This is a genomic window from Streptomyces sp. NPDC002130, assembly GCF_040296465.1.
Lineage (GTDB): Bacteria > Actinomycetota > Actinomycetes > Streptomycetales > Streptomycetaceae > Streptomyces.
The window spans coordinates 1-12,731 of the sequence record NZ_JBEOXI010000232.1; the positions used below are offsets into that span (position 1 = coordinate 1).

The following is a 12,731-nucleotide window of genomic DNA, read 5'->3' on the forward strand; positions in this document are numbered from 1 at the left end:
GAATCAGTCTCATCACTCATGAGGGGCTGACTCTGGAACAGGCGGTCGCGGATGTCCGGCGCCGTGTCGAGAAAAGCAAGGCCGCGGTGCCCCCGACACGGTGCCTACGCGTACTCCTCCGGACCGGTCTCACGGGCCCGGACGAGGGCCTGGGCCAGCTCCTGGACATTGCCGTAGCGCTCCTGGCGCGGCAGCCCCTCCAGGGCCTCGACGAGGGCGTCGGGCGCCTGATGGCCGCGCAACTCGCGGGTCAGCTCACGCGGACTCGCGGGGAACGCCTTGCGACCCAGGATCCGGGCCAGTTCCAGCCGCACCGACTCCAGTGACGTCGGCGCACGGCTCGGCGTCACCGGCCCGTGGGCGACCTCCGGGTCGTCCTCGGCGGCCGGCTCCGGGTCGTGCCACTCCTCACTGCGCGTGGGGTGCCCGGACCTGAGCAGACCCTGCAGTTCGTGTTTCATCTCGTCGTCCCGGTGGACGCTCAGCCGGTCGCTGCCTCGCTGCATGTCTCCCTCCAGACGTTCGGGGGCCCGCACCGCGTACCCGAACACCGGAGGGCGACACAGGTTCCGTGGCCCCGATCGCCGCTGTCCGCACTGGTTTGCGCCGTGCCCTGCGGGAGACCCGGATCACACCCCCCCACACCTCCCTGGGGAAGGACACGTCATGGCGTTGCTCGCTGTGCTCATCCCGCTGCTCATGCTCGGAGTGGTGCTGGTGCTGGGTCGCTACGAGGAGCTGCTGCTGCCGCAGGACGACGCCGACCGGCGTGAACCGGCCGCCGTTTCGACCACCACCGCGGTGGTCACTTCTTCTGCCGCCCCGGCAGGAACTCCTGCACCTTCGCCTTGAAGCCCTGCTTGACCATCGATCCCCGGTCCGCGTCGCCCTTCAGGACCGACGCGGCGGTCGCCTCCATCTGGTCCCAGGTGGCGTGCGGCGGGATCGGTGGGACAGCCGGATCGGTCAGGAACTCGACCACCGCGGGACCGTCCGCCTCCAGCGCCGCCCGCCAGGCCGCCTCGACGTCCTGCGGCTTCTCCACCCGGATGCCGGTCAGCCCCAGGGAACGGGCGAACGCGGCGTACTGCACGTCCGGAAGCTCCTGCGAGGGCAGGAACGACGGCGCGCCCCCCATGGCCCGCAGCTCCCATGTGACCTGATTCAGATCGTGGTTGTTGAACACCGCGATCACCAGCCGCGGGTCCTCCCACAGGTGCCGGTACTTGGCCGCCGTGATCAGCTCCGCCAGCCCGTTCATCTGCATCGCGCCGTCCCCGACCAGGGCGATCGCCGGCCGGTCCGGGTGCGCGAACTTGGCGCCGATCACATACGGCACCCCGCAGCCCATCGTCGCCAGCGTCCCGGAGAGCGAACCGCGCATGCCCGGCCTCATCGTCAGGTGCCGCGCGTACCAATTCGCCGTCGAGCCCGAGTCGGACGTGACGATCGCGTCGTCCGGCAGCAGCGGGTCCAGCGCGCGGGCCACGTACTCCGGGTTGATCGGATCGGCTTCGAGACTCGCCCGGCGCTCCATGACGTCACGCCAGCGCGTCACGTTGTCGCACACGGTGTCGTACCACTCGCGCCCGCGTCCCTCGTCGATCAGCGGGATCAGCCGCTCCAGCGTGGCCTTCGCGTCACCGACCAGGTTCACCTCGTACGGATAGCGCATCCCGATCATGTGCGGATCGATGTCGATCTGCACCCCCCGCGCCTTGCCGAACTCCGGCAGGAACTGGCTGTACGGGAACGACGACCCGATGGTCAGCAGGGTGTCGCAGTCCCGCATCAGCTCGTACGACGGGCGGGTGCCCAGCAGGCCGATCGACCCGGTGACGTACGGCAGTTCGTCGCTCAAGACGTCCTTGCCGAGCAGCGCCTTGGCGACACCCGCGCCGAGCAGCTCGGCGATCCGCTCCACCTCGGCCCGCGCGCCGGCCGCGCCCTGGCCGACCAGGATCGCCACCTTGTCACCGGAGTTGAGGATCTCGGCGGCCCGCCGCACCGAGTCGTCCGAGGGCACCGCCGTCCACGAGCCGCGGTCCAGGCTGGAGGGCACCATCTTGAACTCGTGCGTCGGCGGCGTGTAGTCGAGCTCCTGCACATCGCCGGGGATGATGACCGCCGTCGGGCAGCGCCGCGCGTACGCCGTGCGGATCGCCCGGTCCAGCACGTTCGGCAGCTGCTCGGGCACCGTCACCGTCTCCACGAAGTCGGAGGCGACGTCCTTGTACAGCGTGTGCAGATCGACTTCCTGCTGGTAGGAACCGCCCATCGCGGTGCGGTGGGTCTGGCCGACGATCGCCAGCACCGGCACATGGTCCAGCTTGGCGTCGTACAGGCCGTTCAGCAGGTGGATCGCGCCCGGCCCCGACGTCGCGGCGCACACCCCGAGACGGCCGCTGAACTTGGCGTAGCCGACCGCCTGGAACGCGGACATCTCCTCGTGCCGCGACTGCACGAACCGCGGCTCGTTCTCCGCCCGGCCCCACGCGGCGAGCAGGCCGTTGATGCCGTCGCCCGGATAGCCGAAGACCTGCTCCACTCCCCACTCGCGCAGCCTCGACAGAACGTGGTCGGCGACCTTGCTGCTCATGTACGACCTCCCGGACGTATGGGGACAAGAGACAGCCGTACGAGTCACCCTGCGCGACGGCGGAAAACCTCTCCGGGTTTGCGGGTGGGGGCCGGGGGCAGGCGCCCTGGAGTGCTTCGGACAGGAGGCACGCCCGTGGGAGCGGCGTCGCGCGCCGCCACCGAGGCCCTGTCCCACAGCGGATGCGCTTCCACGGTGACCGTCCGGCCCAGAGCATTTTCAAGGGAATTGCGACGCATGATGCCGACCCGAATCCGCGCGAAGAAGCACCCCCACGACGACGCCCCCGACACCGCCGAGGCCTTCCGCAGGCTCACCTCGACGCCCGCCGGCCCGGAGCGCGACGCACTGCGCGACGAGATCGTCGAGGCCTGGCTGCCCATGGCCGACCGCCTCGCCGGACGCTTCCGCAGCCGCGGCGAGAGCTTCGAGGATCTGCGCCAGGTCGCGGCCCTCGGCCTGGTCAAGGCCGTCGACCGGTACGACCCCGAGCGCGGCAACGCCTTCGAGAGCTACGCCGTGCCGACCATCACCGGCGAGATCAAGCGTCACTTCCGGGACCACATGTGGACCCTGCACGTGCCCCGTCGCGTCCAGGATCTGCGCAACCGGGTACGGGCCGCCGGCCAGGACCTGTCCCAGAGCATCTCCGGCCGGCAGCCCACCGTGGCCGAGCTCGCCGCACACGCGAACATGAGCGAGGAGGACGTCCGGGCCGGCCTGGAGGCGCTGGAGAGCTTCACGGCGCTGTCCCTGGACGCGGAGCTGCCCGGCAGTGAGGACGGGTACTCCCTGAGCGACGCGATGGGATCCACCGACCCGGCCCTCGACACGGTCGTCGACCGCGAGTCCGTGAAGGCCAGGCTGGCTGCCCTGCCCGAGCGGGAGCGGGCGATTCTCTACATGCGGTTCTTCGGGGACATGACGCAGAGCCGGATCGCCGAGGAGCTGGGGATCTCGCAGATGCACGTGTCCCGGCTGATCAGCCGGTGCTGCGGGCGGGTGCGGGAGCAGGTCATGCGGGATGTCGCCTAGCGCGGCAGGGTTGACGCGGACGGTGCGGGTGCGGGCCCGTGGTGGCTCGTCGAGCCCGCGCGGCGGAGCCGCACATCGATACGGCCCCGCGCACGGGGCCGCTTCGATTCACCCGGTTGAGTGGCACTGTCCCGCCAATGGGGCCTGGCCGCGCGCGACGCCATAGAGGCCTGGCTGTCATGGCAGAGGGGTATCACCACCGAAGGAGTCCCCTCGATGCGCCGCAGCCTGTACGCCCTGTCCGTTTCCGTCCTGGCCGGCTCAGCCCTGGTGGGCTTCGCGCCGGCCGAGTCCTCCGAACCGGCCGCCGAGGTCAGTCCCGCCACCGTCCAGCCCGGAGGCACGCTCACCGTCTCGGTCAGCTGCGACCCGACCGGGGGGCCGCCGCCCGACAGCATCGACGCCACCTCGATGGCCTTCGACGAGGGCACGGTGCCGCTGCGGCGGGTCACCGGCAACGACGACGAGGTGTCCGGCCCGGCCTACCGCGGCACGGCCCTGATCGCCTCGGCGGAGAGCTTCGAGGACGACCCCGACGCCCAGGGGGAGGACTCGGCGTGGACCGTCGACGGCACCTGCCCGGCCGCTCCCGGCGGCGAGGGCACACCGTGGAGCGCGACGTTCACCGTGACCCACGGGTCCGCGCCCCACAAGCCGTCGCACCGGCCCACGCACCCGCCCACCCACAAGCCCTGCCCCGAGCCCTCGCACCACCGCGAGCCGCAGCCCACCGAGTGCGGGCCGGCGGCCGTCCAGCGTGGAGTACGGGCCGGTGACGGCGGCGCCTTCACCGACTCCGTGCCGGCCCTGGTGGCGGGCGGGGTCCTGATCGCGGGCGCTTTCGGTGCCGCCGTGCACCGGCTGCGCAACCGGGAGAGCGACCCCTACCGCTGACCTGCCGGGCCCGGCCCACCGCCCCGGACGGCAACGGCTTCCCCGGCCGGGCCCGCTCATGCTGTGACCATCACGACCCCGCCGGCCCCCATGGCGCGGTGGCACCCGGGGTACTCGGTGGCCGAGGGCACGAGCCGCGCCGCAAGGAGCAGCGGGCAGCGGACGGCGCACGCGTCGAGGGCGGCACGACAGGGCGGCACCAGGCACTGGCACTGCGGAGGTACGGATGCGGCGGACGGCCCCCGAAGGTCACGGCCCCGTCCGTTTCGGGCCGCCGCTCCCCGAGGACGCGCTGCCGGTCCTGCCGGAGCTGTCCGCGGTGCTCGCCGCCGCGGCGTCCCTGGCCGGCCACGAGCCGGTCGGCGGCGGCCGGGCCCTGCGCGAGGCCGCCTGCGGCTACTGGGACCGGCGCGGACTGCGCTGCGACCCGGACCGGGTGGCGTCCGCCCCGGGCGCGCCCGCCCTGCTGCTCGCGCTGACCGCCGCCCTCGGCGGTGACGTCCTCGTGCCGAGACCCTGCGCCGCCTGGTGGGCGCCGTACGCACGTCTGCTGGGGCGCCCCGCCTTCCCTGTGCCGACCCCGCCGGAGAGCGGCGGCGTACCCGACCCGTACGCCCTGCTGGAGACCGTGCGCCGGGTCCGCGCCGAGGGCGGCGACCCGCGGCTGCTCGTGCTGTCCGTCGCCGACGACCCCACCGCGACCGTCGCCCCTCCGGAACTGCTCCACGAGACCGTAGAGGCCGCCCAGGGGGAGGGCCTGCACCTGGTCAGCGACGAGACCTGGCGCGACACCCTGCACGACCCGCGCGAGACGGTGCTGCTCAGCCCCGCCGAGATGGTGCCCGACCGGGTCACCGTCGTCACCGACCTGGCCGGTTCCCTGCTCCCGGCCGGCTGGCCCGCCGCCGTGGCCCGTTTCCCGGCCGGGGAGGACGGGGCCGGCCTCCACGCGCGCGTCCTCGACGTCCTCACCGCCCTCGACGCCCGCGTCGCCGCGCCCGTCGCCGCTGCGGCCGGGTACGCCCTAGGGGAGCCGGAAGCGGTCACCGCGCGCGTGGCGGCCGCCGTGCGCCTGCACGCGCTCCTGGCCGCCGCGGCGCACACCGCCGTCGTCGCCGCGGGCGCCCTCGCCCGGCCTCCGCGGTCGGGCCGCCACCTGTACGTGGACCTGGCCCCGTTGAGCCCCGCGCTGACCGCGCACGGCATCGGCGACGCACAGGAACTCGAGGACTTCCTCACCGCACGCCTCGGCATGCCCGCCCCGGGCGGGCACCGCTTCGGCGACGACCTCGAAACCCCGCGCGTGCGGCTTTCCACCGGCGCACTGGTGGCCGGTTCCGACGCGGAACGCGCGGAATGCCTCACCTCACCCACACCGTTGGAACTGCCGCACGTGCACCACGCGTTGATCCGACTGAAGTCGGTCTTCGACGATCTCCGCGACGACGCTCAGCGATGGGAGCCTCCTCGATGACGCAGCAGTTCGAGTCGACCACCAGCGCGACCACCCGGGCAGCCGACGAGCCCGTGCTCCCGTCGCCCCTCGCACCCCGGTATCCGCCCCTGGCCGAACCGCGGCCGCTGGCCGAGCGGCGGGTGTGGCCGCGCACCTTCCACGACCGGCTGACCGCGCCGCTCCCGGGTTTGAAGGCCATGGCCCGCTTCGCCCGCGAGGGCGCGGTGAGACCCGGCCCGCAGGGCCTGGCCGACATCCCCCGACTGCCCTACGCCCCGGCTCCGCTGCCCCGCGTCGACGCCCGCACCGTCGCCGTCACCTGGGCGGGACACGCCAGTTGGGTACTGCGCATCGGCGGACTGACGGTCCTCACCGACCCGGTGTGGTCCCGCCGCATCCTCGGCACCCCCGCCCGCATCACCCCCGTCGGCGTCCCCTGGGAGGACCTGCCGCGCGTCGACGCCGTCGTCATCAGCCACAACCACTACGACCACCTCGACGCCCCCACCCTGCGCCGTCTCCCGCGCGACACCCCGGTGTTCGTCCCGGCCGGGCTCGCCCGCTGGTTCCACCGCCGCCGCTTCACGCGCGTGACGGAGCTCGACTGGTGGGAGGCGGCCGAACTGGACGGCGTCCGCTTCGACTTCGTCCCGTCCCACCACTGGTCCAAGCGCAGCCTCACCGACACCTGCCACAGCCTGTGGGGCGGCTGGGTCCTCACCGACCCGGACGGCCAACGCGTCTACTTCGCGGGCGACACGGGCTACGGCCACTGGTTCTCCCACATCGGCCGCCGCTACCCCGGAATCGACCTGGCCCTGCTGCCCATCGGCGCCTACGACCCCCGCTGGTGGCTCCGCGACGTCCACTGCGACCCCGAAGAAGCGGTCCGCGCGGCCCAGGACCTGGGCGCGGCCAGGATGGCCCCCATGCACTGGGCCACGTTCGTCCTGTCGGCCGAGCCGGTCATGGAGCCCCTCACGCGCGTACGCGCGGCCTGGGATAAGGCGGGCCTGCCCCGGGAGAACCTGTGGGACATGCCGGTCGGCGCGTCAAAGGTGCTGCAGGTGTCGTAGGGGCGCGGGGAACTGCGCGATCAACCACGGAGAACCCGCACCCCGAGAACCACCGCACCCGCAACGGCGCTACCGAACCCGCCGCACCACCGCCGGCACCGCGCTGATCAGCACGGTCAGCACGATCGCCGCCAGCACGCCCTGCCACGGCTCGGCGAACAGCGACCCCCCGAGGATCCCGATCAACTGGTACGTCGCGGCCCACGCCAGACACGCCGGCAGATTCCCCCGGGAGAACCTGCGCATCGGCCACTCCGCCAGCAGACAGGCCAGCATCACCGGGATACGCCCGGCCGGCACCAGCCGGGACAGCACCAGCACCGCCACCCCGTGCGCGGCGAGTTTCTCCTGCGCCTGCTCCAGCCGGTCCTCCGGCGCACGGGACCGGATCGCCTCCAGCCACCGCGACCCGTTCTTCGACTTCAGTCCGCGCCGCCCCAGCCAGTACAGCGCCGCATCGCCCAGGAACGCCGCCAGTGACGCCGTCACGAACACCATCGCCAGCGAGAACGGCGCCGTCCGGTGCACGGCGACCACCGCCGCCGAACTCACCAGCGCGCCGGTCGGAATCACCGGCACCAGCGCCCCGGCCAGCACCAGCAGAAAGAGCGTCGGATAGCCGATCGCCTGCTGCGTGGACGCCGGAACGACGGACGCCGGTGTGACGGCCGACGCGGCGAGCAGGGGCGCGAGCGCCACAGGCGCGGACCAGCTCACAGCGCGGCCTCCAGGCGCACGCTCTCCCCGTGCCCGAGCCGGTGCACCGAAACCGCCGGCGCGTGCCGGGCCGCCAGCCGGACGAACTCGTCCCCCGGCGCATGGAACTCGTGGGGGCGCACGGCGTCCATGCCGATCGGCCAGTACGTGCCGTAGTGCACCGGCACGGCGCTGCGCGGCGCCAGCCGTTCCAGCGCCTGCGCCGCCCGGCCCGCGTCCAGGTGCCCCTCGCCCAGGTACGGCCCCCACCCGCCCACCGGCAGCAGAGCCACCTCGACCGGCCCGACCTCCTTGGCCATGTCGTCGAACAGCCCGGTGTCCCCGGCGAAGTAGGTCCGGGCCTCGCCGGCTATGACGTAGCCGAGGGCGGGGGAGCGGTGCGGCCCGAACGGCAGCCGCCGCCCGTCGTGCAGCGCGGGCACGGCCCGTACCACGATGTCGCCGACCGGCGTCTCGTCGCCGGGCGCCACCTCGCTCACCCGCAGGTGCGTGAGCCGGCGCAGACCCGGCACCGCCCGGCGCGCGCCCCGGGGCACGAGCAGGCGCGTGCCCTCGGCGAGCCGCATCAGCGACGGCACGTGCAGGTGGTCGGCGTGCAGATGCGACACCAGCGCCACGTCAGCGTGCGGGGCGCCCGGGGGCGGCAGGGCTCCGCGCCGGCGGCGCAGATGTGCGAGCCGGCGCGCGAACAGGGGATCCGTGAGCACGCGCACATTCGAATCCTCGACCGTGCAAGTGGCGTGACCCCACCAGGTGATCTCCACCGGCACTTCTTTGCCTCCTTCGCGCGACTCCCCGAAGCCTACGTGCAGGAGTAGGGTCGGCGGCGAAACCGGAGGTGAGGGGGGACGCCATGGTGCCGGTGCGGGTCACGGCGATCGCGAGTCTGACGCCGCTGGAGGAGCTGGACGACGATCCGTTCCTCGTCGACTCCCGCAGTCAGCACGCCATGTGCGCCCGCTGGGCCGCCGAGCGGGGCTACGTGGTCAGCCGGGAGTTACTGGTCCGCGGGCTGCGGCCCGACCACGGCGCGCTGTGGGACGGCGTCCGGCCCGGCCTCGACCTGTTCGTCGCGCCCAGCCGCCGGGTCCTGGAGAGCGCGCTCGCCTCCGTCGAGGAGTTCACCGCCGAATGCGCCCGGCGCGGTGTACGGGTGGAGACGGTGGGGCATGCGGAGCCTGCGTACGACGCGGCGATGAAGGCGTGCGTGCACCGGCGGCTGTCGATGCCGACGGCCGGCTACGACGGGCGCTGACGCTGTCCGCTCACCGGTGCGCGACCCGGGGACGAAACCGCCCGGCCGGGCGTTGAGACACTGTGGGGGAGGGCCCGCCGCGGCTGCGGGCCAGGGACGTGAGGTGGCGGGGCGTGCGGGGCGTGCGATGGCGGCGGGGCGCCAGTCAGGTGGGGCGGAGCGTCGCCGTATGGGCGGTCTCCACCGTCACCATGCTCGTACTCGCCGGCATCCTCCCCGACTTCCGGCTCCGCTCGGAGAACGGCGACAGCGCGACCGACATAGCCGTCACGGCGGCCTTCGGGGCCGGTGCCTTCGGTCTGCTCTCGGCCTTGGTGTGGCCGCTGCTCGTCCGGCTGCTGCTGCTCGTACCGGCGCTGGTGCTGGGACTGCTGGTCTTCTTCCTCAACGGCGCCCTGCTGCTGCTCGCCCTGCACCTGAACCCGGCCGAGCGCGGCGCAGCCGCGCCGGAGACCGCCGTCGTCGTCGCCGCCGTGATGTCCGCGGTGGCGTCCGCGACCGGCGCCGCCCTGGCCGTGCGGGACGACGACGCCTACCGCCGCAGGCTCTACCGCCTCTCCGACCGCCGCCGCCGGTCCGGGCCGCCCGCACCGGCCGGCCCCGGCACGGTCTTCGTGCAGCTCGACGGCGTCGGCCACGACACCCTGCTCGACGCGGTCGGCAAGGGCCTGATGCCCACCGTCGCCCGCTGGCTCGACATCGGCGACGGCGGCCGCCCCACCCACCGCCTCACCCCCTGGCGCACCGACTGGTCCAGCCAGACCGGCGCCAGCCAGCTCGGCATCCTGCACGGCAGCAACCACGACGTCCCCGCCTTCCGCTGGTACGAGAAGGACACCCGTGAGGTGGTCGTCTGCAACCGCCCGACCAGCGCCGCCGAACTCCAGCGCCGCGCCGTCGAGCACGCGGGGCACGGCGGGCTGCTCACCGTCGACGGCGCCAGCCGCGGCAACCTGTTCAGCGGCGGCGCCGAACAACAGGCCCTTGTGCTGTCCATCGCCGCCCGCCGCCGCAGCCGGGAGAACCGTTCCCGCGCGGGCTACTTCGCCTACTTCTGCGACCCGGCCAACGCCGTGCGCACCGCGCTCTCCTTCATCGCCGAGGTGGGCCGCGAGATCGGCCAGTCCACCCGCGCGAGCCTGCGCAAGCAACGCCCCCGCGTCTCCCGTGGCGGGCTCTACCCCCTCGTCCGGGCCTTCGCGACGGTCGTCGAGCGGGATGTCGTCGTGGCCGCCGTGACGGGCGACATGCTCGTCGGCCGCACGGCCGTCTTCGCCGATCTGGTGGCCTACGACGAGGTCGCCCACCATTCCGGCCCGGCGAGCCGGGACGCGCAGAAGGTCCTCGAACGCCTCGACCGCTCGCTCGCCCTGATCGAGAACGTCGCCGAGCACGCCCCGCGCCCGTACCGGATCGTCGTGCTGTCCGACCACGGCCAGAGCCCCGGCGAGACCTTCCGCTCCCGCTACGGCCTCACGCTCGGCGACCTGGTGCGGGCCGGCTGCGGCATGCCCGTACCGCGCAAGGCCGAGCGCACCCGCAGCGGCGCGGAGGCCCGCGCCGCCGTGCGCGCCGCGCTGCGCTTCCCCGTCGCGGAGACCGGCGAACAGCACCGCCCCGCGCGCGACTCCGAGCCGATCGTGCTGGCCTCCGGCAACCTCGGCCTGGTCTCCTTCCCGGACGTCACGCACCGGATGAGCAAGGAGGAGATCGACGCCCGCCACCCCGCGCTGCTGCCGACCCTCGCCAACCACCCCGGTATCGGCTTCCTGCTGGTCCGCAGCGAGGAGCACGGCGGTGTCGTCCTCGGCGCGTACGGCGCCGAGATCCCGCTTGCCGACCTCGACGACGACCCCGGCCTGCTCGCCCCCTTCGGCCCGGGCGCGGCCGACGCGATACGCCGTACGCACTCCTTCCCGCACACCGCCGACATCATGGTCAACTCCTTCCACGACCCGGCCGACGGCGAAGTCCTGGCCTTCGAGGAGCAGATCGGCTCCCACGGCGGCCTGGGCGGCGCCCAGGGCAGACCCTTCCTGCTGTCCCCGCTCGGCGTCTCCGCACCGGTCGGCGAGGGCGAGGAACTCGTCGGCGCCGAGCACGTGCACCGGGTACTGCGGCGCTGGCTGCGCGAGTCGAACGGACCGCAGGTGCCGCTGAAGGCCCACGAGGAGGAGCACGCCGCCTGACAAGGCCGCGCACACCGCGCCGCACGCACACCGCCAGAGGGCAGGTCCTCCGCGTGAGTTGAGCCGTAGTGTGATCGGATGGGGGACACGGGGCCCGGAGACGGGCCCGCACGCGAGTCCGCACGCGAAAGGAAGAACTCGTGGCTACCACGCGCTCCGCACACACCGTCTGGGAAGGCAACCTGCTCGAGGGCAGCGGTGTCGTCACCTTCGACTCCTCCGGTGCCATCGGCGAGCAGCCGGTCACGTGGGCCTCGCGAGCCCAGGAGGCGAACGGCAAGACCAGCCCCGAGGAGCTGATCGCGGCCGCCCACTCCAGCTGCTTCTCCATGGCCTTCTCCAACATCCTCAACAAGGCCGGGACGCCGCCCACCAAGCTCATCACCTCGGCCGACGTCTCCTTCCAGCCCGGTGAGGGCATCACCGGCATCCACCTCACCGTCGAGGGCACCGTCCCCGGCATCGACGAGGCGGCCTTCCAGGCCGCCGCCGACGAGGCCAAGGTCGGCTGCCCGGTCAGCCAGGCCCTCAAGGCGACGCCCATCACGCTGACCGCCAAGCTCGCCTGACCTGCCACATCTCCGTCGCGCGGGGCCCCCCCCCCGGGGGGGGCCGCGCCGCGGGGGGTGGCCCCCCCCCGCCCCGGGCGGCGCCCCCCCCCCACCATGCCTCCCGAGAGAGACCCCCAGCCCATGACCGCCGTCATCCGCATCGAGCACGACCTGCTCGGCGACCGGGACGTTCCCGCCGATGCGTACTGGGGTGTGCACACCCTGCGCGCCACGGAGAACTTCCCGATCACCGGTACGCCGATCTCCGCGTACCCGCATCTCATCGACGCCCTTGCCTCGGTCAAGGAGGCCGCCGCCCTCGCCAACGAGGAGCTCGGGCTGCTGGAGCCGGCGAAGGCCGCAGCGATCGTCGCCGCTTGCCGGGAGATCCGCACCGGCAAGCTGCACGACCAGTTCGTCGTGGATGTCGTCCAGGGCGGTGCCGGCACCTCGACCAACATGAACGCCAACGAGGTCGTCGCCAACCGGGCGCTGGAACTGCTGGGCCACGCCAAGGGCGAGTACGGCTTCCTGCACCCCAACGAGGACGTCAATCTCGGTCAGTCGACCAACGACGTCTACCCGACCGCCGTCAAGATCGCGACGGTGTTCGCGGTGCGCGGGCTGCTCGACGCGATGTCCGTCCTGCAGGACACGTTCGCCCATAAGGCCGTCGAGTTCCGCGAGGTGCTCAAGATGGGCCGTACGCAGCTGCAGGACGCGGTGCCCATGACGCTGGGCCAGGAGTTCTCCGCCTATGCAGTCATGCTGGACGAGGACCGGTCCCGCCTCGCCGAGGCCGTCCAGCTGATCCACGAGATCAACCTCGGCGCCACCGCGATCGGCACCGGCCTCAATGCCCCTGCCGGATACGCCGAGTCGGCCCGCCGTCACCTCGCGGCCATCACGGGGCTGCCCCTGGTGACGGCGGCCAACCTGGTCGAGGCGACCCAGGACTG

13 protein-coding genes are annotated in these 12,731 nt (G+C 73.1%); 9 read left to right on the top strand and 4 right to left on the bottom strand.

The window, feature by feature from the left end:
* Nucleotides 1-104 precede the first annotated feature (104 nt).
* The gene (locus ABT116_RS32505) at nt 105-506 is read right to left on the bottom strand and encodes a DUF2795 domain-containing protein (RefSeq protein WP_351641123.1); all 402 of its coding nucleotides are present in this window, start codon (nt 504-506) and stop codon (nt 105-107) included.
* A 160-nt stretch (nt 507-666) separates the two neighbouring features.
* Here ABT116_RS32505 and ABT116_RS32510 point away from each other — a divergent pair, with 160 nt between their 5' ends.
* Nucleotides 667-852, top strand: a complete 186-nt coding sequence (locus tag ABT116_RS32510; protein ID WP_351641125.1) for a hypothetical protein — start codon at nt 667-669, stop codon at nt 850-852.
* Here ABT116_RS32510 and ABT116_RS32515 read toward each other — a convergent pair.
* Nucleotides 806-2,599 carry a thiamine pyrophosphate-requiring protein gene (locus ABT116_RS32515; RefSeq protein WP_351641127.1) on the bottom strand — a complete coding sequence of 598 codons (1,794 nt, stop codon included), beginning with the start codon at nt 2,597-2,599 and terminating at the stop codon, nt 806-808. The two genes, ABT116_RS32510 and ABT116_RS32515, sit on opposite strands and share 47 nt — an antisense overlap.
* 240 nt (nt 2,600-2,839) lie before the next feature.
* On the opposite strand from ABT116_RS32515, the gene ABT116_RS32520 reads away from it, so the two are divergent.
* The 4 genes from ABT116_RS32520 (at nt 2,840) to ABT116_RS32535 (ending at nt 7,060) form a co-directional block, all read left to right on the top strand.
* Nucleotides 2,840-3,634, top strand: coding sequence for an RNA polymerase sigma factor SigF (locus ABT116_RS32520; protein WP_351641146.1), 795 nt, complete (start codon nt 2,840-2,842; stop codon nt 3,632-3,634).
* A gap of 216 nt (nt 3,635-3,850) precedes the next feature.
* A complete protein-coding gene (locus ABT116_RS32525) occupies nt 3,851-4,528 on the top strand; it encodes a hypothetical protein (RefSeq protein ID WP_351641130.1) in 678 nt (225 codons plus the stop codon).
* Between the two features lie 226 nt (nt 4,529-4,754).
* On the top strand, nt 4,755-6,002 hold the full coding sequence (locus ABT116_RS32530; protein WP_351641132.1) for an aminotransferase class I/II-fold pyridoxal phosphate-dependent enzyme: 1,248 nt from the start codon (nt 4,755-4,757) through the stop codon (nt 6,000-6,002).
* A complete protein-coding gene (locus tag ABT116_RS32535; protein WP_351641134.1) occupies nt 5,999-7,060 on the top strand; it encodes an MBL fold metallo-hydrolase in 1,062 nt (353 codons plus the stop codon). The genes ABT116_RS32530 and ABT116_RS32535 overlap by 4 nt, the downstream gene beginning before the upstream one ends.
* Before the next feature lie 69 nt (nt 7,061-7,129).
* Here ABT116_RS32535 and ABT116_RS32540 read toward each other — a convergent pair whose 3' ends face one another.
* Nucleotides 7,130-7,744: a DedA family protein gene (locus ABT116_RS32540; RefSeq protein ID WP_502983977.1), complete on the bottom strand. Its 615-nt coding sequence runs from the start codon at nt 7,742-7,744 to the stop codon at nt 7,130-7,132.
* Between the two features lie 29 nt (nt 7,745-7,773).
* Nucleotides 7,774-8,547 (bottom strand): MBL fold metallo-hydrolase, encoded by a 774-nt coding sequence (locus tag ABT116_RS32545; RefSeq protein WP_351641138.1) that lies wholly within the window; start codon nt 8,545-8,547, stop codon nt 7,774-7,776.
* An 83-nt stretch (nt 8,548-8,630) separates the two neighbouring features.
* Between ABT116_RS32545 and ABT116_RS32550 the strand changes: the two genes are divergently transcribed.
* From ABT116_RS32550 to ABT116_RS32565, 4 genes are all read left to right on the top strand, one after another.
* Nucleotides 8,631-9,032, top strand: coding sequence for a hypothetical protein (locus ABT116_RS32550; RefSeq protein WP_030843767.1), 402 nt, complete (start codon nt 8,631-8,633; stop codon nt 9,030-9,032).
* A 113-nt stretch (nt 9,033-9,145) separates the two neighbouring features.
* On the top strand, nt 9,146-11,221 hold the full coding sequence (locus tag ABT116_RS32555) for a phage holin family protein (RefSeq protein ID WP_351641140.1): 2,076 nt from the start codon (nt 9,146-9,148) through the stop codon (nt 11,219-11,221).
* A gap of 140 nt (nt 11,222-11,361) precedes the next feature.
* Entirely contained in the window at nt 11,362-11,790 is a 429-nt protein-coding gene (locus ABT116_RS32560) for an OsmC family peroxiredoxin (protein WP_351641141.1), read from the top strand.
* Between the two features lie 123 nt (nt 11,791-11,913).
* Nucleotides 11,914-12,731: lyase family protein (locus tag ABT116_RS32565; protein ID WP_351641144.1), on the top strand; the 818-nt coding region annotated here is incomplete at its 3' end.

Excerpts from the sequence above, each read along its gene's own strand:
- ABT116_RS32515 (WP_351641127.1), bottom strand. The coding sequence starts at position 2,599 with ATGAGCAGCAAGGTCGCCGACCACGTTCTGTCGAGGCTGCGCGAGTGG.
- ABT116_RS32550 (WP_030843767.1), top strand. The coding sequence starts at position 8,631 with ATGGTGCCGGTGCGGGTCACGGCGATCGCGAGTCTGACGCCGCTGGAG.
- ABT116_RS32525 (WP_351641130.1), top strand. The coding sequence starts at position 3,851 with ATGCGCCGCAGCCTGTACGCCCTGTCCGTTTCCGTCCTGGCCGGCTCA.
- ABT116_RS32510 (WP_351641125.1), top strand. The coding sequence starts at position 667 with ATGGCGTTGCTCGCTGTGCTCATCCCGCTGCTCATGCTCGGAGTGGTG.
- ABT116_RS32505 (WP_351641123.1), bottom strand. The coding sequence starts at position 506 with ATGCAGCGAGGCAGCGACCGGCTGAGCGTCCACCGGGACGACGAGATG.
- ABT116_RS32535 (WP_351641134.1), top strand. The coding sequence starts at position 5,999 with ATGACGCAGCAGTTCGAGTCGACCACCAGCGCGACCACCCGGGCAGCC.
- ABT116_RS32520 (WP_351641146.1), top strand. The coding sequence starts at position 2,840 with ATGCCGACCCGAATCCGCGCGAAGAAGCACCCCCACGACGACGCCCCC.
- ABT116_RS32530 (WP_351641132.1), top strand. The coding sequence starts at position 4,755 with ATGCGGCGGACGGCCCCCGAAGGTCACGGCCCCGTCCGTTTCGGGCCG.